Origin of the sequence: Candidatus Poriferisodalis sp. (assembly GCF_965219595.1) — a bacterium.
Taxonomy (GTDB): Bacteria; Actinomycetota; Acidimicrobiia; order Acidimicrobiales; family Poriferisodalaceae; genus Poriferisodalis.
On record NZ_OZ244781.1, the window covers coordinates 2528064 to 2550508 of the forward strand.

Here is a 22445-nt window from a genome sequence, read left to right on the forward strand (position 1 = left end):
GGCACGCCGCAATGGACACAGACAACGGCCCGAACGCGATCAGCAGTACGGCATCGGCGGCGCCGGTGCGCGTCGGCATCGTGGGTGCGTCCGGCTACACCGGCGCGGAGTTGCTGCGACTGGCGGCAGTGCACCCGTCATTCGACGTCGTCGCTGTTACCGGCGACACGCAGGCAGGTGCTGCGGTCCGCGACCTGTACCCCAGCTTGGCGGCCGACTACGGCGGTCTTCGCTACTGCGCATACGACCCCGAGATATTCGTCGGGCTCGACGTGGTGTTCCTGGGCCTGCCGCACATGGCCAGCGCGCCCGTCGTTGCCGACCTGTACAAGCGCGTCGGCTGTGTGGTTGACCTGGGTTCGGACTTCCGGCTGACCGACCCGGAGCTGTACCCGCAGTGGTACGGCGCAGCTCATCCGATGCCAGAGCTGCTGGGCGAATTGCCCTACGGGCTTCCCGAGCTCGGCCGCGAGGCACTGCGCGGCGCTGCGGGCGTCGCCGTGCCCGGGTGCTACCCAACGGCTGCTGCCCTGGCCCTGGCGCCGTTCGCCCGCGGCGGCCACATCTCGACGAGCGGGGTCGTGATCGATGCCGCGTCGGGGGTCAGCGGCGCAGGCCGGGCGCCCAAGCCCAACACGACGTTCTCCAGCGTCGACGCAGACTTCGTGGCCTACGGCTTGCTTAGCCACCGTCACACGCCGGAGATCGAGCAGGCAACCGGGTGCCAAGTGCTGTTCACGCCGCACTTGGCGCCAATGGTGCGCGGCATTCTGGCGACCTGCTACGCCCGACCGTCAGAAGGCCTGTCCACCGATGACGCGCTCGGTGTGCTGGCAAATTTCTATGCCGACGAGCCGTTCGTGGTGGTGCACCGTGATGCCCCCCATACCAAGGCAACGCTCGGTGCGAACACATGCCATCTGAGTGCCAGGGTGGATCCCCGAACTGGCTGGCTGGTCGTGCTCAGCGCAATCGACAACCTGGTCAAGGGTGCATCCGGCGGGGCGGTGCAGTGCGCCAACATCGCACTCGGACTCCCCGAGACAGCCGGTCTGCCAACGACAGGATTGATGCCGTGATTACGGACGACGTCCACGCCCAGCAGGTCGAGCGTGCCGAGCTGCTCGTCGAGATGCTGCCGTATATCAGCCGATGGCGGGGCAAGGTGGTGGTTGTCAAGTTCGGCGGCAATGCGATGGTCGACACTGCGCTCACCGACGGCTTCGCCGCCGACATGGTGCTGCTGCGCCAGATCGGCCTGGCGCCGGTCGTGGTTCACGGCGGCGGCCCGCAGATCGGCGATCTCATGGCACGCCTCGGCAAGACATCGGAGTTTCGCGATGGGTTGAGGGTCACCGACGCGGAAACGTTGGACATCGCACGCATGGTTCTGGTCGGCAAGGTCAACCGCGACATCGTCGGCGCCATCAACGTGCACGGGCCGCTGGCCGTGGGCATTTCCGGCGAAGACGGCCGAGTCATCACCGCCACCGCCCGGAACCCTGATCTGGGATTCGTGGGCGAGGTCACCGATGTGAACACCGACCTGCTGGAACGGCTGCTTGCGGAGGGGCTGATCCCGGTGATCTCCACGATCGGCGCCGATGCCAAGGGGCAGGCATACAACATCAACGCGGACACGGTCGCCGGCGCAGTGGCCGCGGCTCTCGATGCCGAGAAGGTCGTGTACCTCACCGATGTGGCGGGACTGCTCGACGATGTTGACGACCCGGATTCGCTCGTGGAGCAGACAACGGCCGACTCGCTGGCTGCCCGGCTGGCGAGCGGCACGATTGCAGGCGGGATGATCCCCAAGATCGAAGCCTGCATCAGCGCCGTACGCAACGGCGTCAACAGCGCACACCTTCTCGACGGCCGCGTTCCGCACGTTGTGCTCGTCGAGCTGTTCACCGATGCCGGTGTCGGCACCATGATCACCCGTGATCGGCCGACAGCCCTGCAAACCGGCCATTAGCCCAGACCGCTGAGTACCCGAAACCTGAGTACCTGAAACCTGAGTACCTGAAACCTGAGAACCCGAGATACCGAGAGCGAGCCACGATCTCATGACACAGACGACCACGGCGACAAGTGCAACGAACGGGCTGTCGCCCCACGCGGCCGCCATGGGTGCCGCAGAGCTGGAGCACTGCCCGCTCATGCCGACCTACGGGCCTCCGCCGGTCCAGTTCGTGCGCGGCAGCGGCTGCGAGCTCTACGACCGCGACGGCAAGCGCTACCTGGATTTCCTGGCGGGGCTGGCGGTGACGTCGCTCGGCCACTCCCACCCCGCGGTCGCCGATGCGCTCAACGAGCAGGCGCGCACGCTGCTGCACGTGTCGAATCTGTTCGGCACCGAACCGCAGGTCGAGGTCGCCCAGACCATCGACCGATTGCAGGGCGGCGGCGGGCAGGTCTTCTTCTGCAACAGCGGTGCCGAATCGCTCGAGGGGGCGATCAAGCTGGCGCGCAAGCACGGCGGTCGCGGTCGCTACGTCGTGGTCAGTGCGCTGCGTTCGTTCCATGGGCGCACGCTGGCGACGCTTCACGCCACCGGACAGCCCGAGAAGCACGAGACGTTCCAGCCGCTGCCCGAAGGCTTCCGTCACGTGCCATACAACGACGCGGATGCATTGGAGGCAGCACTGGATCCCAGCTGCTGTGCAGTGCTGCTCGAGGTTGTCCAGGGCGAGGGGGGCGTGAACGTTGCCGACAGCGCCTACCTGCACCGCGTCCGTGAGATCTGCGACGAGCGCGGCATGGCGTTCATCGTCGACGAGGTCCAGACCGGCTTGGCGCGCACGGGCGAGTGGTTTGCCTGGAACCACCACTTCGACCCGGCCGGGGGACCGACCGGCGCAGCTCGACCCGACATCGTGACCATGGCCAAGGCGCTGGGCAACGGGGTGCCGATCGGTGCTGTCTGGGCGCGCCGGGAGGTCGCCGCCGCGTTCCAGCCGGGCGATCACGCGACGACGTTCGGCGGGCAGCCGCTGGCCGCGAGCGCGGCGCGTGCCGTGCTGCGCACCATGGAGGCAATCGGTGCCCCTGAGGTGGCTGCTGCCCGTGGCGAAGAGCTCGCCGGCAAGCTCATGGGCGTTCCCGGCGTCGTCGACACCCGCGGCCTCGGCTTGCTCATCGCGGCTGAGCTCGACACCGATGCCACCGGTCGCAGCGGTCCCGAGATTGCTGCTGCGTGTCTCGAGGCCGGCCTCGTGATCAACGGGATTACGCCCACGGCCGTGCGTTTCGCGCCGCCGCTCGTCGTTTCGAGCGAGCAGATCGACGAGGGCCTCGCAATCTTCGCGAGCGTGCTCGCCGGCAACGGGAAGCTGGGCTGATGCGTCACTTCCTGGAAGTCGATGATCTGTCGGCCGACGAGCTGCAGTGGGTGCTCGACATGTCGTCTCGCGCCCCGGAAGCTGCGCCGCCAGTCCTGCAGGGCAGCGGCGTTGCATTGGTGTTCGAGAAGCCGTCGAACCGCACACGCAACTCGATGGAGATGGCGGTCCACCAGCTCGGCGGGCATCCCGTCTACATCCGTCCCGAAGAAGTGGGCATGGACGTTCGCGAGACCGCGGAAGACATCGCGCGGACGCTTGCCTGCTTCCACGACATCATCGCCGTCCGCGTCTTTCGGCACCGCCACCTCGAGCGCATGGCGGCCTGCGCGGTGGCGCCGGTCATCAATCTGCTTTCCGACAATGCACACCCGTGCCAGGCCTTGGCAGACCTGCTCACCGTTTCGCAGTGCATCGGTCTCGATCGCACCGAGCGCGTCGCATTTGTGGGCGACGCCAACAACGTGTGGCGATCACTGGCCATCGGCTGCGCCATGCTCGGCATCCCGAGCACGCTCGCGGTGCCAGACGGCTACGGACCGTCAGGGGCGACGCTGGATCGCATAGCGGCACTGGGCGGCGAGTGCACCGTCACGGACGACCCCGCAGCGGCAGCGACGGGCGCCGACGTCGTCTACACCGATGTATGGACCTCGATGGGCCAAGAAGACGAGCAGGCCGAGCGCCTGGCAGCATTCGGTCCGTACCAAGTCACGCCGGAGCTGATGTCGCTCGCTGCCGACGATGCCATCTTCTTGCATGACCTGCCGGCGCATCGGGGCGAAGAAGTGGCTGCAGAGGTCATCGACGGTCCGGCCAGCCGCATCTGGCAGCAGGCCGAGAACCGGATGCATGCCGCTCGGGGCCTGCTGGCCTTCCTGGCGGGCACAGCGCCGCATGGAGCGGCGTCGGCCGGTTCAGCGCCGCATGGAGCGGCGTCGTCGGGAGCAGCATCATGAGCACCAAGGCGCAGCGGCAGCATCTCATCCGCGAGCTGCTGGCTAGTCACGAGATCAACAGCCAGGCGCAGCTGGTCGGCCTGCTGGCGGAGCGCTCAGTGGAGGTCACCCAAGCGACCGTCTGCCGCGATCTCGACGAGCTGGGCGTCGCCAAGATGCGCACTGCAGGGCGCACCGTGTACGCGGTGCCCGAAGCCGACGCGCGCGAGGCGCTGGCGCCGAACACCCTGCGCCGAGTGTTCTCGGACTGGGTGCTTGACGTGCGCTCGTCGCAGAACATCGTGGTGCTGCGCACGCCGCCGGGATCGGCGCACGTCGTTGCCTCGGCGATCGACCGCAGTGCGGTCGACGGCGTGGTCGGCACGGTGGCGGGCGACGACACGTTGTTCATCGTGGCCACCGAGGAACTCGGCGGCCCGGCGGTTGCCGAGCACTGCCGGGATCTGGCCGACTTGTGAGCGTGCTGTCCGATGCCTGCTGACGGCACTCCTGCCGACGACACATCCCCGGAACCGATCGGCCCGTCCCGAATCGGCCCCGCCACCCTGTGGCACGGCCGCTTCGCCGCCGCGCCCGCGGATGCCCTCGCGTCGCTCAACGACTCGCTCCCGTTCGACCAGCGCATGTTCTCCGAGGACGTCGCTGCGTCACGGGCTCACGTATCGATGCTGGCCGCAGTGGGTCTGCTGCCTGACGGCGAGCGTGACGACATCGTGGCGGCTCTCGACGAGGTGGAAATCGAGATCGCCGAGGGCCGTATGGTCTGGGCTCCGACCGACGAGGACATTCACACAGCCGTTGAGCGCCGCGCGACCGAGCTCTGCGGCGCCGCGGCCAAGATGCACACCGGTCGCAGTCGCAACGACCAGGTCGCGACCGATCTGCGCCTGTGGACCCGCCGCGCGATCGATGAGCTGACGGGGCTGGTGCTGGGCCTGGCGGGCACGCTCGCCGCCAGGGCACGAGAGGCCCAGGGCGCAGGCATACGACTGCCTGGCTACACGCACCTGCAGCAGGCGCAGCCGGTAGGGCTCGCGCATCACCTGGCAGCGCATGCATGGGCGCTGCTGCGAGATGTGGAGCGCCTCAGCGACGCCAGGCGCCGCACGGATGTCTCGCCGCTCGGCGCCGGCGCACTCGCAGGCTCGACGCTGCCGCTGAATCCTTCGGCGACTGCTGCCGATCTGGGGTTCGCAGCGGTCTTCGAGAATTCGCTCGACGCCGTCAGCGATCGCGACTTTGTGGCCGACACCCTGTTCGCGTTGGCGATGTCGGGGATTCACCTGTCTCGGCTAGGCGAGGAGCTCGTGCTGTGGTCGAGCGCCGAGTTCGGATATGTCGTGCTCGACGATGCCTTTGCAACTGGCTCGTCGATGATGCCGCAGAAGAAGAACCCCGATGTCGCCGAGCTGGCACGCGGCAAGGCCGGACGGCTGATCGGTCACCTGACAGGTTTGCTGGCGACGCTCAAGGGGCTCCCGCTCGCCTACAACAAGGACCTTCAAGAAGACAAGGAACCGCTCTTCGACGCCGTCGACACCGTGCGATTGGTGATCTTGGCGCTCGACGGCCTGATGCAGACCGTCGAATTCGATGCAGCGGCCATGGCGGCGGGTGCCGACGACCCCTCCGCGGCCGCCACTGACCTGGCCGAATGGCTGGTGGCCCGGGGCATGCCCTTCCGCGATGCGCATGGAGTCATCGCCGGGCTCGTGCGTCAGGCGCTGGACGACGCCGACGCCTCTGTGCGTTCCCACCGCCTGACGGAACTGGTGGTGGCGCACCCGGATCTCGGCCCGGAGGCTGCGCAACTGCTCGCGCCTGGCGCGGCCTACCGCAGCCGCTCGACGCCAGGCGCGGGCGGCCCCGATGCCGTGGAGGTTCAACTCGTCCGTCTCGACGCTGCACTGGCCGCGGCCAGCGACGCCCAAGCCGGGCATTGATGGTGCCAGCGGGCGAGCCGCTGCCACAGGCGTTCTACGAGCGCCCGGCAACCGAGGTTGCTCCCGACCTGATCGGCAAGCTGCTGGTCCAAGGTCCTGACAGCTCAGGCCGGACGCTGCGCGCGGGCCGCATCGTGGAGGTCGAGGCGTACTGCGGCAACGGAGATCCCGCGGCACATTCGCGTGGCGGCCCGACGGCTCGCAACGCCTCCATGTTCGGGCCGCCAGGACGCCTCTACGTGTACCTGATCTACGGCATGCACTGGTGCGCGAACGCAGTCTGTGCGCCGACCGGAATCGGCGACGCGGTCCTGTTGCGAGCGCTCGAGCCGGTGCACGGCACTGATTCCATGGCGGCGCGGCGGAGTCGCACCCCAGGATCGATCGGCGGCAGCGACTTGTGCTCGGGTCCGGGCAAGCTCACCCAGGCTTTCGGCATCGATGGTGCCCACGACGGCTGCGACCTCACGACCGACGGCGGACTCAGCATCCGCGACGACGGCTGGACTGCGGCGGACATTGTGAGCACGACCCGCATCGGCATCAGCCGCGGCACCGACGTGCCATGGCGCTGGTATGTAGCCGGCAACTCGCACGTGAGCAAACGGTGACATTGCGGGGCAACCGTTCGCCGGCACGCGACAGCGGCACTCGGGAGCCGTGTTGGCACGCGGCTGCCCCGGCGGTGCGGCAGCTTGGTTCATCAGATGCGAAAGCCGGCCTCGCCGTGGCACTCGAGGCCGTGGAGCGATTCGAGCCTCAAGATCGCGTCCAGGCTCAGCACCGGCGACGATTGATCGGCTTCGCCGCGCGTCATCCCGATGCGCTCCATCGCTCGTGTGCGGCCGGACACCTGACGGCATCGTCCTGGGTGGTAAACCACGACGCAACGCAGGGGTTGGTGCTGCTGCACCGCAAGATCGGTCGCTGGCTGCAGCCGGGCGGTCATGCCGATGGCGAGCGTTCCCTCCCAGGTGTTGCCCTGCGCGAAGCCACCGAGGAGACCGGCATCGACGGCCTGGAGGTCTGGAGCCAACCGGTCGACATTGACGTGCACCTGTTTGTCAACCGCAGGCACCCCGAGCCAGATCATCTTCACTTCGACGTGCGCTTCCTTGTTCGTGCACCACGCCATGCCGTGACGCGCGGCAACCACGAGTCCGAAGAGCTGAAGTGGATCAGGTACGACGAACTCACCGAGCCCGAGCTGGGACTCGACGCCAGCACGCGCCGTCTGGCCCGATACGGCTTCGACCTCGCCCGCACCTTGAGGCAACGCAGCGACGAGTAGGCGCGTTGCTGCTGGCGCGTACGGTGGCTACGTGCATCAGGTGCTGCAGCTGGTCGAGAACATCGTCCTGCTGCTGTGCGGTCTGGTGCTGGGCTGGATTGCTGTCACCTTCCTGCCGGGCTCGGTGCTGCCCGTGATCGCTGTCACCGTGGTCTTGGCCGCCGGCGGACGGCTGCTGTTCAATGGCACGCTCTGGACAGCAGGAATCGGCTTCCTCGTCGCAGGAATCGCCGGTGCCGGGTTCTACATCGCGGACGCCGTGACATCACTGGGCGTCTGAAGGCATCGCCCGCTCCGTGCTTGGCGCTCTTGTTCGCCGTTCTGCCTGTGACGGCGCTCACGGGCCGCTTGGGCCCGGGGCTCCGCCTCTGGGCCGCACGCGGCAGCACCGGTAGCGTGACCGGGTGGACTTCGGCGCTGTGCTGATCGCCGCAGCCGCTGTGGCGGCGCTGATCATGGCCGGTGGAATTGTCGACATCGCCCGACTGGGCCGCGATCGGTTTGAGCAGGTGGGCAAGCGTCGCTGGCATTGGGTCCTGCTGATCGTCTACAGCGGTCCGCTGGGTGTCCTGCTGTACGCAGCAGCAGTGCGGCCGCAGGTCGCCCATCCCGAGCGCTACGCCGATGACGGCATCGACGCTCCGGCCGATGACCCCGGCGATGGCCTCGCCAGCAGTCACGGCAGTGCCGCAGTTGGTGGACACACGAGATGAGCGGCGAGGCACACCTTGCCATCGAGGTCACCGGGCTTCACAAGCGATACGGGGAAGTCGAGGCGGTCACCGGCGTCGACCTGTCGGTCGCGATCGGCGAGGTCGTGGCTTTCCTGGGTCCCAATGGGGCCGGCAAGACCACGACCGTCGAGATACTCGAAGGCCTCCGCACCCGAACGTCTGGAGACGTGCAGGTGCTGGGCGTCGATCCGGCGGAGGCCACCGCGAACTGGAGAGAGCGCATCGGGGTCGTTCTGCAGGGGGCCAAGCACGAGGGCGACTTCACCGCTGCGGAGATCGTGACGATGTGGTCGGCGTATTACCGGTCGCCCCGGCCGACCCCAGAGGTATTGGAGCTTGTCGGGCTTGCCGAGGCAGCTGGTACCCGGACTCGCCGTTTGTCGGGAGGGCAGCAGCAGCGCCTGGCCGTAGCGCTTGCCCTCGTGGGCGATCCCGAGCTCGTGTTTCTGGATGAGCCGACGACCGGATTCGACCCTGCTGCCCGCCGCGAGGCGTGGCAGACCATCGACGGTCTGCGGTCACTGGGTGTGACCGTGCTGCTGACCACCCACTACATGGACGAGGCAGACCAACTGGCAGACCGGATCGCGGTGATCTCGCGGGGCCGCATCGTGGCCGATGGCACTGCCCTCGAACTGGCGGCGCAAGTCGCAATGCCCTCGCAGATCAGCTGGGATGCCGCGGAATTGAGCCCTGGGGTGCTGCCTGATCGGCTGCGAGATCTGCTCCGCGGCCAGGATGCGTCGATGCGGTCCCGGACCGCTGTCGGCACGGCGGCCGTTGAGCGGCAGACCGAGCGACAAGTCGAACGGCCTGCGCTCGCCACGCGTGATGTAGACGAGGTCGTGCGCGAGCTGCTCGGCGCCGCCGAGGCGGCCGGGACCCGGCTCGACTCACTGGCTGTTCAACCGCCGACGCTGGAGGACACGTACCTGGCACTGACTGGGGACTCATCGTCGGGAGACGGTTCATGACCCGCCTGGGGCAGCTGCGCAGCGAGGCGCGTTTCAACTTGCTGGGCTTCCGGCGCAGCCCGGCGGCCACCTTCTTCACAGTGGTCCTGCCGATCATCTTCCTGGTGATCTTCACCTCGATCTTCGGCAACGAGATCATCAGCTCGACTGGAGCGCGCGTCGCGACCGTCTACGTCCCGGGGATCCTGGCACTGGCGCTGGTGTCGGCGAACTTCATGAACGCTGCCATCGTCACGGTCATCAGGCGCGAGAGCGGCGTGCTCAAAGCCATGCGCGCGACGCCGCTGCCGCCGTGGGTCTATGTGGGCGGGCAGGTCGCTGCATCGCTGGTGCTGACCGTATTCATGACAGCACTCGTGATCGGCATCGGCTGGCTCGGCTACAGCGTCGAAGTCCAGCCAGGTGCGGTGCCGAGCCTGCTCATCACGCTCGGGGTGGGCGCAGCGGCGTTCTCGGCCTTGGGGCTCGCCATCACGTGCGTGTGCACCAGTGAGCAGGCAGCTCCGGCGATCACGAACATGTGCGTGCTGCCGCTGTACTTCGTGTCCGACGTGTTCATCTCGTCGGACGGAGCGCCGCGCTGGATGACCTTCATCGGCGATGTATTCCCTATCAAGCATCTGGCTGTCGCGCTAGGACGCACCTTCGACCCATTCAGCGAAGGCGTACCGATGCCGGCGTGGCATTGGGCGATCCTCGGGGTGTGGGGCGCGTTCGGGGTGCTGGTCACCCTGCGCTTCTTCCGTTGGACGCCTCGCAACTAGCCGGAGGTCTCGCGGCGACGGCTGTCCGGCAGACTGGCGGTGTGGACGTGCTGGCCGACCTCGAAGCGCGTGGACTGATCCATCAGACGACAGACCGTCGGGCGCTCGCGCAGCGGCTGGAGTCCGGACCGATCACGGTGTACTGCGGTTTCGATCCCACCGCTGCAAGCCTTCATGTGGGCAATCTCATGGGGCTGCTGACGCTCCGGCGGCTGCAGCTCGGAGGACATCGCCCTATCGCGCTGGCCGGCGGCGCAACGGGCATGGTCGGTGATCCCAGCGGACGCTCGACCGAGCGAAACCTGCTCGATGACGACGCGCTGGCCGGCAATCTCGAGGGAATCGTGCCGCAGCTGCGCCAATTCCTCGACTTCGACGACGGGCCCTACGCGGCGCGCCTGCTCGACAACCGTGCGTGGACCGTCGGCGTCGGCGTGCTCGACTTCCTGCGAGATGTCGGCAAGCACGTCACCGTGCAGCAGATGGTGGGCAAGGAGTCGGTTCGCAACCGTCTCGACGAGGGTGACGGCCTGTCGTACACCGAATTCAGCTACATGCTGCTGCAGGCATACGACTACTTGTGGCTCGCGGAGAACGTCGAGTGCGAACTGCAGGTCGGCGGTTCTGACCAGTGGGGCAACATCGTGCTCGGCATCGACCTGATCCGCCGCCGGCTCGGGCGCGCTGCCCATGCGCTGACTTGGCCGTTGCTCGCGCGCAGCGACGGCACCAAGTACGGCAAGACGGCAGGCGGCGAGACGCTGTGGCTCAGCGCCGAGGCCATGAGTCCGTACCGCTTCTACCAGGCCTGGATCGGCGTCGACGATGTCGACGTCAGAAAGCTGTTGGCGCAGCTCACTTTCCTCGACATGGCCGAGGTGGCTGAGATCGCTGCTGCACACGAGGCCGACCCCGGGCGGCGCGAGGGGCAGCGGCGTCTCGCGGCCGAGATCACGAGCATCGTGCATGGCGACGCTGCGGCCGCGGCTGCAGCCGGTGCCAGCGAGGTGCTGTTCGGCGGGATGGCGTCACTGAGCGAGGTGTCAGCGCCGGCGCTGGCGTTTGTGGCCACCGAAGTTCCCTCGGCCCCGCTGCGAGCACTTGATGCGTCTGTAGTCGATGTGCTGGTCGATGCCGAATTGGCCCAGAGCCGCAGCGACGCGCGCAGGGCATTGGCCGAGGGCAGCGTGTACATCAATGGGGATCGCACCAGTGATCCCGACCGCCAGCTCGGGGCCAATGACCTGCTGTATGGCCGCTATGTGCTGCTGCGGCGCGGCAAGAAACGCTGGCATGTCGCGACTGCTCCCTGAATCCTGCGCGATCGCGCCGAATCGGCTGCTGAGGGTGGTTGCGGAGGTGGGTCGGCCGCTGTAGTCTCATGCGTCCCCCTCAGGGGCGGCAACGCCGTCCAGAGGGGTCCGACACCTCCGGCGGCGTCACCCGCAGCACTCTTTCGCAGAGGGCAGCGGCAGGCGCCGATCGAGTGTCAGCTGCCGGCGGATTCGCCTCAGCAGCGCTCCTTGACAACAGAACAGAGGACGAAAACGCCAGTGCGGGCGATCGGCTGCTGGATTCCAGCCGCTGGTCGAACCACACAGCCGGTCCGCGGTCTACCCATGACCGGGGACCAACTTGTTCGTGCCGTCTCATCGGGCTCGCCTCGTGCGAACCCACATGCGACGGTGCACCAATTCCAGCCAGTCGCCGCGGGAAGAGGGTTTTCCCTCGGATCGTGGCACAGGCTCTTCGATCGTGCCTGCGATCGACCGCGGCTCAGCCGCATGACATCGTGGGCTTGATCTCGACGGAGAGTTTGATCCTGGCTCAGGACGAACGCTGGCGGCGCGCTTCATCCATGCAAGTCGAACGACCCCGAGACTTCGGTCTCAATGGGAGAGTGGCGAACGGGTGAGTAACACGTGAGAAACCTACCCCGGAGATGGGAATAGCCCAGGGAAACCTGGATTAATACCCAATACCCTGCTTGCACCTCATGGTGCGTTCAGGAAACGCTCCGGTGCTCCGGGAGGGTCTCGCGGCCTATCAGCTTGTTGGTGAGGTAACGGCTCACCAAGGCATCGACGGGTAGCTGGTCTGAGAGGACGATCAGCCACACTGGGACTGAGACACGGCCCAGACTCCTACGGGAGGCAGCAGGAGGGAATATTGCGCAATGGGCGAAAGCCTGACGCAGCGACGCCGCGTGGGGGAAGAAGGCCTTCGGGTCGTAAACCCCTTTCAGCAGGGACGAAATTGACGGTACCTGCAGAAGAAGCGCCGGCCAACTACGTGCCAGCAGCCGCGGTAATACGTAGGGCGCAAGCGTTGTCCGGATTCATTGGGCGTAAAGGGCTCGTAGGCGGTTTGGTAAGTCGGGTGTGAAAACTCAGGGCTCAACTCTGAGACGCCACTCGATACTGCCATGACTAGAGTCCGGTAGGGGAGTGTAGAATTCCTGGTGTAGCGGTGAAATGCGCAGATATCAGGAGGAATACCGATAGCGAAGGCAGCACTCTGGGCCGGTACTGACGCTGAGGAGCGAAAGCGTGGGGAGCAAACAGGATTAGATACCCTGGTAGTCCACGCCGTAAACGTTGGGCACTAGGTGTGGGTCCCATCCAACGGGATCCGTGCCGTAGCTAACGCATTAAGTGCCCCGCCTGGGGAGTACGGCCGCAAGGCTAAAACTCAAAGGAATTGACGGGGGCCCGCACAAGCGGCGGAGCATGTTGCTTAATTCGAGGCAACGCGAAGAACCTTACCTGGGTTTGACATGTTGGGGACAGCCGCAGAGATGCGGCCTCCTTATGGTCCCATCACAGGTGGTGCATGGCTGTCGTCAGCTCGTGTCGTGAGATGTTGGGTTAAGTCCCGCAACGAGCGCAACCCTTGTCCTATGTTGCCAGCGCGTAATGGCGGGGACTCGTGGGAGACTGCCGGCGACAAGTCGGAGGAAGGTGGGGACGACGTCAAGTCATCATGCCCCTTATGCCCAGGGCTGCAAACATGCTACAATGGCCGGTACAAAGGGCTGCGAAACCGTGAGGTCAAGCGAATCCCAAAAAGCCGGTCTCAGTTCGGATTGGAGTCTGCAACTCGACTCCATGAAGCCGGAGTCGCTAGTAATCCCGGATCAGCAACGCCGGGGTGAATACGTTCCCGGGCCTTGTACACACCGCCCGTCACACCACGAAAGTTGGCAACACCCGAAGCCAGTGGCCCAACCCGCAAGGGAGGGAGCTGTCGAAGGTGGGGTTAGCGATTGGGGTGAAGTCGTAACAAGGTAGCCGTACCGGAAGGTGCGGCTGGATCACCTCCTTTCTAAGGAGTCACCTCCGAGAATGAGACCACCGTGGTCTCAGATCTCAGACGGAGATTCCCAGTTGGAGCACTGGTGCTGTCTAGAGCCATTTGGCAATAATCAGCTCGTCCTCTGTTCTGCTGCCAGGGAGCGCTGCGTCGCGCCTTGACGCCGCGGCTCTCTGATAACTGCATAGCGATGCACGAGCATCAAAGTCCTCTGCGACTGTCACATTTGAGACTGTGGCAGAGGAGATTTGATTCTTCGAGACTGAGTATCGATATACCAAGCTACGAAGAGCCAATGGTGAATGCCTTGGCGCCGAACACCGATGAAGGACGTGATAGGCTGCGATAAGCCACGGGGAGCCGCCGAATAGGCTTTGATCCGTGGATATCCGAATGGGGAAACCCGGCACCCTTTATCGGGTGTCACTCCTGCCTGAATCTATAGGGCAGGTAGAGGGAACGAGGGGAATTGAAACATCTCAGTACCCTGAGGAAAAGAAAGCAACAGCGATTCCCGGAGTAGCGGCGAGCGAAATGGGAAGAGCCTAAACCGAGTCCGGTGGTAAAGCCTGGTGGCGTTGCCGGATCGGTGTTGTGGGACATCCCCGACCGAGCACCAGATCGGTCAAGGAGTTACAAAGCAGGCAGATAGCGGAACCGTACAGGAAAGGCGGGCCGCAGAGGGTGACAGCCCCGTACGCGAAATCTGCTTGCCTCCTGGGATTGCTCCCGAGTAGCGCCGGTTCCGTGAAGGCCGGCGTGAATCTGCGAGGACCACCTCGTAAGGCTAAATATGTGTCGGCGACCGATAGCGAACTAGTACCGTGAGGGAAAGGTGAAAAGTACCCCGGGAGGGGAGTGAAATAGTACCTGCAACCATTGGTTTACAAGCAGTTGAAGCGCTACTGGGCACTTGTGTCCAAGCGCGACAGCGTGCCTTTTGAAGAATGAGCCAGCGAGTTACGGTGTGTGGCAAGGTTAACCAGTGATGGGAAGCCGGAGCGAAAGCGAGTCCGAATAGGGCGCACAGTCGCATGCTGTAGACCCGAAGCCGTGTGATCTATCCATGGGCAGGGTGAAGCGGAGGTAAGACTCCGTGGAGGCCCGAACCGACCTAGGTTGAAAACTGGGCGGATGACCTGTGGATAGGGGTGAAAGGCCAATCAAACACGGTGATATCTGGTTCTCCCCGAAATGCATTTTGGTGCAGCGTCGCACGTTCAGCCATGGAGGTAGAGCACTGATTGGGCTAGGGGGCCCACAAGCTTACCGACCCCAGTCAAACTCCGAATGCCATGGCTCCAGAGTGCGGCAGTGAGTCCACGGGGGATGAGCTTCGTTGGACGAGAGGGAAACAGCCCAGAGCGCCGGCTAAGGCCCCTAAGTGTGTATTAAGTGGCAAACGATGTGGGATTGCCCAGACAGCCAGGAGGTTGGCTTAGAAGCAGCCACCCTTGAAAGAGTGCGTAACAGCTCACTGGTCGAGTGGTCCTGCGCGGATAATGTAACGGGGCTAAATACACCGCCGAAGCCGCGCCTTTGAGTTCGCTTTCGAGCGAGCTCGAGGGGTAGGGGAGCGTCGTGCCTGCAGCGAAGCCGGAGCGTGAGCGCCGGTGGAGCGGGTCCGAGTGAGAATGCTGGCATGAGTAGCGAGAGAGGGGTGCGAATCCCCTCCGCCGTAAGCCCAAGGGTTCCTGGGGAAGGCTGGTCCTCCCAGGGTTAGTCGGGAGCTAAGGCGAGGCCGAGAGGCGTAGTCGATGCACAACCGGTTGATATTCCGGTACCACCACGTGCGCGCCAAGTCCAAAATGCGGTTGCTAAGGGGCTGTCCTCCCTTCGGGGAACGACGAACCGACCCACCGCACCGAGGACAGCAATGAGGGGACGCAGGAGGATAGGTGAACCCAGGCGATGGTAGACCTGGGGTAAGCGAGTAGGACGGGGACTAGGTAAGTCCGGGCCCCATGAAGTCCGAGACGCGATGCCGAGCCGCTACAGGCGAAGTCATTGATTCCATGCTGCCTAGAAAAGCCTCTAGCGAGTTCACGTGGTGCCCGTACCTAAACCAACACAGGTAGGCAGGTAGAGCATACTCAGGCGAACGGGAGAACTGTGGTTAAGGAACTCGGCAAATTGCATCCGTAACTTCGGGAGAAGGATGACCCTGCGATGGTGACGGCACTAGCTGCCCGAGCCGGAAAGGGTGGCACAAAATAGGGGAAAGCGACTGTTTACTAAAAACACAGCAGCGTGCGAAGTCGTAAGACCATGTATACGCTGTGACGCCTGCCCGGTGCCGGAAGGTTACGGGGAACGGTTAGCTCTTCGGAGCGAAGCTGTGAACCTAAGCCCCGGTAAACGGCGGCCGTAACTATAACGGTCCTAAGGTAGCGAAATTCCTTGTCGGGTAAGTTCCGACCTGCACGAATGGCGTAACGACTTTCCCACTGTCTCAACCACAGACCCGGCGAAATTGAAGTACGAGTAAAGATGCTCGTTGGCTACAGAAGGACGGAAAGACCCCGTGGACCTTTACTATAACTTGGTATTGGGTTGTGGCACGTGTTGTGTAGGATAGGTCGGAGACTAGGAAGCGTGTGCGCCAGCATGCGTGGAGTCACCCTTGAAATACGACCCTGCTCATGTCGGAACTCTAACCTAGGACCCTGATCGGGTTCGGGAACAGTGCCAGGCGGGTAGTTTGACTGGGGCGGTCGCCTCCCAAATGGTAACGGAGGCGCCCAAAGGTTCCCTCAGACTGGTTGGCAATCAGTCGTCGAGTGCAATGGCACAAGGGAGCTTGACTGTGAGACATACAGGTCGAGCAGGTGCGAAAGCAGGGCATAGTGATCCAGCGATTGCGTGTGGAAGCGTCGTTGCTCAACGGATAAAAGGTACCCCGGGGATAACAGGCTCATCTTCCCCAAGAGTCCATATCGACGGGAAGGTTTGGCACCTCGATGTCGGCTCATCGCATCCTGGGGCTGAAGCAGGTCCCAAGGGTTGGGCTGTTCGCCCATTAAAGCGGTACGCGAGCTGGGTTTAGAACGTCGTGAGACAGTTCGGTCCCTATCCTCTGTGGCCGTAGGAGATTTGAGGAAAGCTGTCCGTAGTACGAGAGGACCCGGATGGACGCAGCTCTCGTGTGCCAGTTGTTCCGCCAGGAGCACGGCTGGTTGGCGACCTGCGGAAGGGATAAGCGCTGAAAGCATCTAAGCGCGAAGCCTGTTCCAAGATGAGATCTCCCACTGGTACAACCAGGTAAGGCCCGTGGCAGATAACCACGTTGATAGGCCGGATGTGTACGCACAGCAATGTGTTCAGCAGACCGGTACTAATCGGCCGAGGGCTTGGTATCGGTACTCAGCCTCGAGGAAGCGCACCTCACGTACGTGCGCTGTGCGTGCATCGCTGTGCAGAATGCTGCCTACGGCAAGCCCGTACGCAGCGCGGAATGCTGCGTACGGCAAGCCCGTACGCAGTGCAGGAATCTGCACCGACAGATCTCCGGTGGTTATGGCGGCAGGGCCACACCCGTTCCCATTCCGAACACGGAAGTTAAGCCTGCCAGCGCCGATGGTACTTGGGGGCAATTCCCCTGGGAGAGTAGGTCGCTGCCGGAACCCTGAACCCCCGTCGTGTTAGCGGCGGGGGTTCTTCGCGCTTGCGGGCCTACCCTCGGGGGGTGACGCAGAACCGGCGCCCGCCTCGCAAGCCGACACACGGGCGACCCGATCGCGGCCGTGGCCAGCGGCAGGATCGGAGCCGTCGCGGTCAGCCTGATCGCGCTCCCCGGGGCCGTTCTGATGGCGATGATCAACAGCGCCGCACCCGCGGTCGGCGACCCCAGCAGCGCCGCTCGGACGCTCCGCGGCGACCCGATAAGCCGGTCGACGAGGTGGCATCCCGGGCAGCTCGCCGCACCGACTGGGGTGGGGTGGCCCGCAAAGGCGCATCGGTGTTGCGGCCGATTCCCGGCGCCGACCGGGGTGACGCCTACGCGGCAAAGGTGCCTGAACGCCAGAGCCCGCGACCTCAGCAGCCACCGCCGCCCGAGCGCGCCAAGCGTGCGCCGCAGGACGCGCCACGTCGTCGTCGCTCCAAGGTGCGACTTGAGGTTCCCCAGCTCGATCCGATCGGCGTGCGGGGCATGCCGTCCGCAGAACAGCAGCGACTGTCGCAGCGATTGCGCGAGGCAGGGGAGGACTTCCTCGCAGAGCGTTTCGGGGATGCCCTCACCACGCTGCGGCCGCTGGCGTCCCGGTATGCCGCGGTCGCCGAGGTGCAGGAGCTGTACGGCCTCACGCTATACCGGCTCGGCCGATGGACTGCTGCGTCGCACCGGCTCGAGCAGTACGAGCAGTTGACGGGCGCGGTCGATCAGCTGCCGGTGCTCGCGGATTGCTACCGGGCGCTCGGACGGCTCAACGAGGTGCACGATGTGTGGGATCGGCTGAGGCACGCCGACCCCGACGCTCAGACGATCACAGAGGGACGGATCGTGGCAGCGGGTGCGCTGGCCGACGAAGGCAGGCCGCGTGATGCGATCCGCCTGCTTGAGGCGGGTCCGCTGCGTCCCAAGCGGCCCAAGGAGCATCACCTGCGGCTGTGGTACGCGCTCGCAGACCTGTACGACCGGGTGGGCGACCTGCAGCGTGCCCGGCGCGGGTTTGCCCGGATCGCGGAGGTGGATCCCGGCTTTGTGGACGTCGAGGATCGGCTGGCAGCGCTCGGCACCCACGACACCTGACGAGCGGTTCCGGATCAGCCTTCTCGCGGAACCGCGCGGATAGAGTGAGTCCGTCATTCGGCGTGCGCCGCCCCCAGTACCAGCCCCTGGTACCAGCCCCAAAACCGGCGCCGTCAGATAATGCGAGGCGAACCGTACATCGTGACCACCGACATTGTGCGCCTGCTGGGCGAGCAGGCCTCTTATCTGCTGGACCACAAGTGCGAAGGCATCGGGCGCGACTTGCTCACCCTGCCCGGGCCCGACTTCGTGACCGAAGTCGTCGCCGGCACCGACCGTTCTCCGCAGGTCATGCGGAGCCTCCAGTCGCTGTTCGACCACGGTCGCCTCGGAGGCACCGGTTACGTTTCCATCCTTCCGGTGGATCAGGGAATCGAGCACTCGGGTGCCGCGTCGTTCGCGCCGAACCCGATCTACTTCGATCCGGCCTCCATCGTGGAATTGGCAGTCGAGGGCGGCTGCAATGCCGTGGCCACGACGTTCGGCGTTCTCGGAGCGGTTTCCCGCCGCTACGCCCACCGCATCCCGCTCATCGTCAAGATCAACCACAACGAGTTGTTGACCTACCCAGCCTCCTACGACCAGATCATGTTCGGTTCGGTCCAGCGAGCACATGAGCTCGGAGCCGCCGGCGTCGGCGCAACGATCTACTTCGGCTCGGCCGAGAGCGGCCGCCAGATCACCGAGGTGGCAGCGGCATTCGAGGAAGCGCACCGCCTCGGCATGTTCACCGTGCTGTGGTGTTACCTGCGTAACCCAGACATCAACCTGTCCGGCGACAATGCCGACGGCGAGTCAACTCAGGTCGACAACCATGTCGCGGCCGACGCCACAGCACAGGCCAACCACATCGGCGTGACGATCGAGGCCGACATCATCAAGCAGAAGCTGCCTGAGCACAATGGTGCCTTCATCTCAGTGCCGGGCTTCGGCAAGACGCATGCGGCGGTGTACGACCAGCTGACGACGGACCATCCGGTGGACTTGTGCCGCTGGCAGGTGGCGAATTGCTACATGGGACGCGTTGGGCTCATCAACTCCGGCGGCGCCAGTTCAGGGGCCACCGACTTGGCCGAAGCCGTCACCACCGCAGTGGTCAACAAGCGAGCCGGCGGCATCGGGCTGATCTCAGGACGCAAGGCGTTTCAGCGCCCAATGGCCGAAGGCGTCGAACTGCTCGGCGCCATACAGGACGTCTATCTGGACCAGGCGGTGACCATCGCCTGAGGCGTGATCCAACCCGGCTGCATTCACCCAGCCGCGGCTAGCGTGGTCGCCTGGAGCGACCGCAATCCCCCAAGGCCCTACTACTGCGGGCCCGTTCCCGCCAGGAGCCCTTCCCCTAGGAGACACAGTGACCGATACCGCATCGCGCGAACTGCCGCTGCAGGAGATCGACGAGGTCATCATTCGCTTCGCCGGCGACTCCGGCGACGGCATGCAGCTCACCGGTGACCAATTCACGAGCATCTCCGCGGCGCTCGGAAACGACCTGTCCACGCTGCCTGAGTTCCCCGCCGAGATCCGCGCGCCGCAAGGGACACTCGCCGGTGTCTCGGCGTTCCAGGTGCGCATCTCCGACTTTGACATCACCACCCCGGGCGACGCTCCGACGGTGCTGGTGGCAATGAACCCGGCGGCGCTGAAGGCGCAGCTGCACAACCTCGCTCAGGGCGGCGCACTGATCCTGAACACCGATGCCTTCAACGACCGCAACCTGGAAAAGGCCGGCTACTCCAGCAATCCCCTCGACGACGGCACGTTGGATGACTACCGCTCGTACCCAGTGCCGATGAGCCAGATCACCCGCGACGCCGTGGCCGAGCACGGCGTGAAGCCGCGCGATGCAGAGCGTTCCAAGAACTTCTTCGCGCTCGGTTTGATCTCGTGGATGTATACGCGGCCGGTCGAGCCGACGCTCGAGTTCATCAACACCAAGTTCCGGGGTCGCGAACAGGTCATCAACGCCAACACCGCAGCGTTCAAGGCCGGCTACAACTTCGGCGAGACGGCTGAGATCTTCGAGGCTCACTACGAGGTGAAGCCGGCCCCGCTGGCACCTGGCGAATACACCAACGTGAACGGGAACACGGCGCTGGCTTGGGGCTGCGTCGTGGCGGGCCAGCTCGCGCGCTTGCCGGTGTTCCTCGGTTCGTACCCCATCACGCCGGCCTCGGACATCCTGCATGAGATGTCGCTCAAGAAGAACTTCGGCGTGCGGACATTCCAAGCCGAAGACGAGATCGCTGCTGCGGCATCAGCGGTGGGGGCGGCCTTCGGCGGAGCGCTGGCATTCACCTCCACATCGGGGCCCGGCTTGGCGCTGAAGGGCGAGACGCTCAGCCTTGCGGTGAGCCTCGAGCTCCCGATGGTGGTGCTCGACATCCAGCGCGGCGGCCCGTCGACGGGTTTGCCGACCAAGCCCGAACAGGCAGACCTGATGATGGCCATGTACGGGCGGCATTCCGAGTCGCCGCTGCCGATCGTGGCGCCGCGCAGTCCGGCTGACTGCTTCGACATCGCGATCGAGGCGTCTCGCATCGCGCTGAAGTACCGCACACCCGTCATCGTGCTGTCCGACGGCTACCTGGCGAACAGCTCCGAGCCGTGGCTGCTGCCCGATGTCGATGCGCTGCCGGACATCGGTGTCGACTTCGCGACGGAGTTCAACGGCACCAACGAAGACGGCGACGGCATCTTCCTGCCGTACCTGCGGGATCCCGACACGCTGGCTCGCCCGTGGGCCATTCCCGGCACACCAGGGCTGATGCACCGCGTCGGCGGCATCGAGAAAGAGGACGGCACCGGCAACATCTCCTACGAGCCCGAGAACCACCAGTTGATGGTGGATCTGCGGCAGGCCAAGATCGACGGTGTCGACGTCCCCGATGTCGAGGTCGCCGGCGAGGCAGACGCCGATCTCGCCGTACTGGGCTGGGGCTCCACGTGGGGCGCGATCGACGCTGCCGCCGGACGGCTGCGCGACGACGGCCACCGGGTGGCGCATGTGCACTTGCGCCACCTCAATCCGCTGCCCGCGAATCTCGGCGAGGTGCTGCGGCGCTACCGGGCCGTGGTGTGTCCCGAGATGAACAAGGGGCAACTGTGCGATCTGGTGCGGGCGAAGTACCTGATCGATGTCGAGCACATCGGCAAGATCGACGGTGTGCCGTTCACGACCGGCGAGGTGACCTCAGCAGTGCGCAAGCGCCTGGAGGAACTGGCGGGCAGTTAGGCGCCGACGAGACGATGATCAACGAATCCAGGGCCACTGGGTTCAGCAAGTACAGGTTCAGCAAGTACAGACAGAGGCGAACAGCACGATGACCGACACCTCGATCACGCCGACCACACAGCCCGGAGACTGGGCCTCCGACCAGGAGGTCCGCTGGTGCCCGGGCTGCGGCGACTACTCCATCCTCACCGCGATGCGGATGCTGATGCCGAGCCTCGGCACCGAACCGCACAACACGGTGTTCGTGTCAGGCATCGGCTGCGCTGCCCGGTTCCCCTACTACATGAACTCCTACGGCGTGCACGGCATCCATGGCCGAGCACCCGCCATCGCCACCGGCTTGGCGATGGCCCGGCCGGATCTCGACGTCTGGGTGATCGGCGGCGACGGCGACATGCTGTCGATCGGCGGCAATCACCTGATCCACGCATTGCGCCGCAACGTCAAGATCAAGGTGCTGCTGTTCAACAACCAGATTTACGGCCTGACCAAGGGCCAGTTCAGCCCCACGAGCGAGATCGGCAAGGTCACCAAGAGCTCGCCGATGGGTTCGCTCGACGCCCCGTTCAACCCGCTCGCCGTGGCGCTCGGTGCCGAGGCGTCGTTCGTGGCGCGCACACACGACATGGACCGCCAGCACATGATGGACACGTTCCGGCGAGCGCACGAGCACGACGGCGCCGCGTTCGTGGAGGTGTTCCAGAACTGCAATGTCTTCAACGACGGCGCCTTCGAAGGGGTCACCAAGAAGCAGAACCGCGATGCCAACCTCATCTCGTTGACGCACGGCGAGCCCATTCAATTCGGAGCCGACGGCGAGTTCGGGGTCATCGACGAGTCAGGCTGCGCACGGGTTGTCCACACCGCCGATGTGAGCACCGACGAATTGCTCACCCATGACGAGACGAAGCACGATCCCTCGACCGCCTTCATGCTGGCGCGTCTCGCGCGCGGACCGTTTGAGCCCACGCCGATCGGCGTGTTCCGCGCCGTGCGGCGCAGCGAGTACGCCATGGCCTCCACCCGGCAACTGGCGGCGGCTCAGCAGAAGCAGGGCGCCGCTGACATTGCGCAGCTGCTGCGCTCGCGCGGCACCTGGTACGTCTGAAGACACCTCTTTCGTCGCGTAAACCACTGCGGTG

The 22445-nt window shown here is 65.1% G+C and carries 17 protein-coding genes and 3 rRNA genes; all 20 read left to right on the forward strand.

Annotation, left to right across the window (positions count from 1 at the left end; translation table 11 throughout):
• Positions 1 to 11 precede the first annotated feature (11 nt).
• The 20 genes from argC (at position 12) to ACOQPE_RS11350 (ending at position 22411) form a co-directional block, all read left to right on the forward strand.
• Complete coding sequence (gene argC / locus ACOQPE_RS11255) at positions 12 to 1079, forward strand: N-acetyl-gamma-glutamyl-phosphate reductase (protein WP_420609004.1); 1068 nt, start codon at positions 12 to 14, stop codon at positions 1077 to 1079.
• Entirely contained in the window at positions 1076 to 1975 is a 900-nt protein-coding gene (gene argB / locus ACOQPE_RS11260) for an acetylglutamate kinase (RefSeq protein ID WP_420609005.1), read from the forward strand. Before argC ends, argB begins: the two co-directional genes overlap by 4 nt.
• Before the next feature lie 91 nt (positions 1976 to 2066).
• The gene (locus ACOQPE_RS11265) at positions 2067 to 3341 is read left to right on the forward strand and encodes an acetylornithine/succinylornithine family transaminase (RefSeq protein ID WP_420609006.1); all 1275 of its coding nucleotides are present in this window, start codon (positions 2067 to 2069) and stop codon (positions 3339 to 3341) included.
• The gene (gene argF / locus ACOQPE_RS11270; protein WP_420609007.1) at positions 3341 to 4300 is read left to right on the forward strand and encodes an ornithine carbamoyltransferase; all 960 of its coding nucleotides are present in this window, start codon (positions 3341 to 3343) and stop codon (positions 4298 to 4300) included. The genes ACOQPE_RS11265 and argF overlap by 1 nt, the downstream gene beginning before the upstream one ends.
• Positions 4297 to 4758, forward strand: coding sequence for an arginine repressor (argR, locus tag ACOQPE_RS11275; protein ID WP_420609008.1), 462 nt, complete (start codon positions 4297 to 4299; stop codon positions 4756 to 4758). The genes argF and argR overlap by 4 nt, the downstream gene beginning before the upstream one ends.
• A 12-nt stretch (positions 4759 to 4770) precedes the next feature.
• Entirely contained in the window at positions 4771 to 6243 is a 1473-nt protein-coding gene (gene argH, locus ACOQPE_RS11280) for an argininosuccinate lyase (RefSeq protein ID WP_420609009.1), read from the forward strand.
• A complete protein-coding gene (locus ACOQPE_RS11285) occupies positions 6243 to 6854 on the forward strand; it encodes a DNA-3-methyladenine glycosylase (protein ID WP_420609010.1) in 612 nt (203 codons plus the stop codon). The genes argH and ACOQPE_RS11285 overlap by 1 nt, the downstream gene beginning before the upstream one ends.
• Complete coding sequence (locus tag ACOQPE_RS11290; RefSeq protein ID WP_420609011.1) at positions 6809 to 7534, forward strand: NUDIX hydrolase; 726 nt, start codon at positions 6809 to 6811, stop codon at positions 7532 to 7534. The genes ACOQPE_RS11285 and ACOQPE_RS11290 overlap by 46 nt, the downstream gene beginning before the upstream one ends.
• 31 nt (positions 7535 to 7565) lie before the next feature.
• The gene (locus ACOQPE_RS11295; protein WP_420609012.1) at positions 7566 to 7814 is read left to right on the forward strand and encodes a hypothetical protein; all 249 of its coding nucleotides are present in this window, start codon (positions 7566 to 7568) and stop codon (positions 7812 to 7814) included.
• Positions 7815 to 7938: 124 nt separating this feature from the next.
• Complete coding sequence (locus ACOQPE_RS11300; protein WP_420609013.1) at positions 7939 to 8247, forward strand: hypothetical protein; 309 nt, start codon at positions 7939 to 7941, stop codon at positions 8245 to 8247.
• The gene (locus ACOQPE_RS11305; protein ID WP_420609014.1) at positions 8244 to 9242 is read left to right on the forward strand and encodes an ABC transporter ATP-binding protein; all 999 of its coding nucleotides are present in this window, start codon (positions 8244 to 8246) and stop codon (positions 9240 to 9242) included. Before ACOQPE_RS11300 ends, ACOQPE_RS11305 begins: the two co-directional genes overlap by 4 nt.
• On the forward strand, positions 9239 to 10006 hold the full coding sequence (locus ACOQPE_RS11310) for an ABC transporter permease (protein WP_420609015.1): 768 nt from the start codon (positions 9239 to 9241) through the stop codon (positions 10004 to 10006). Before ACOQPE_RS11305 ends, ACOQPE_RS11310 begins: the two co-directional genes overlap by 4 nt.
• A gap of 41 nt (positions 10007 to 10047) precedes the next feature.
• Positions 10048 to 11319: a tyrosine--tRNA ligase gene (gene tyrS, locus ACOQPE_RS11315; protein WP_420609016.1), complete on the forward strand. Its 1272-nt coding sequence runs from the start codon at positions 10048 to 10050 to the stop codon at positions 11317 to 11319.
• A gap of 491 nt (positions 11320 to 11810) precedes the next feature.
• Positions 11811 to 13330, forward strand: a 16S ribosomal RNA gene (locus tag ACOQPE_RS11320).
• A 263-nt stretch (positions 13331 to 13593) separates the two neighbouring features.
• Positions 13594 to 16676, forward strand: a 23S ribosomal RNA gene (locus tag ACOQPE_RS11325).
• Positions 16677 to 16824: 148 nt separating this feature from the next.
• Positions 16825 to 16941 (forward strand): 5S ribosomal RNA (gene rrf, locus ACOQPE_RS11330).
• Together the 16S, 23S and 5S rRNA genes form the textbook arrangement of a ribosomal RNA operon.
• A 275-nt stretch (positions 16942 to 17216) precedes the next feature.
• Entirely contained in the window at positions 17217 to 18068 is an 852-nt protein-coding gene (locus tag ACOQPE_RS11335; protein WP_420609017.1) for a hypothetical protein, read from the forward strand.
• Between the two features lie 120 nt (positions 18069 to 18188).
• Complete coding sequence (locus ACOQPE_RS11340) at positions 18189 to 19295, forward strand: class I fructose-bisphosphate aldolase (RefSeq protein ID WP_420609018.1); 1107 nt, start codon at positions 18189 to 18191, stop codon at positions 19293 to 19295.
• 64 nt (positions 19296 to 19359) lie between these two features.
• Positions 19360 to 21303: a 2-oxoacid:acceptor oxidoreductase subunit alpha gene (locus ACOQPE_RS11345; RefSeq protein WP_420611387.1), complete on the forward strand. Its 1944-nt coding sequence runs from the start codon at positions 19360 to 19362 to the stop codon at positions 21301 to 21303.
• A gap of 88 nt (positions 21304 to 21391) precedes the next feature.
• Positions 21392 to 22411: a 2-oxoacid:ferredoxin oxidoreductase subunit beta gene (locus tag ACOQPE_RS11350; protein WP_420609019.1), complete on the forward strand. Its 1020-nt coding sequence runs from the start codon at positions 21392 to 21394 to the stop codon at positions 22409 to 22411.
• Positions 22412 to 22445: the final 34 nt, after the last annotated feature.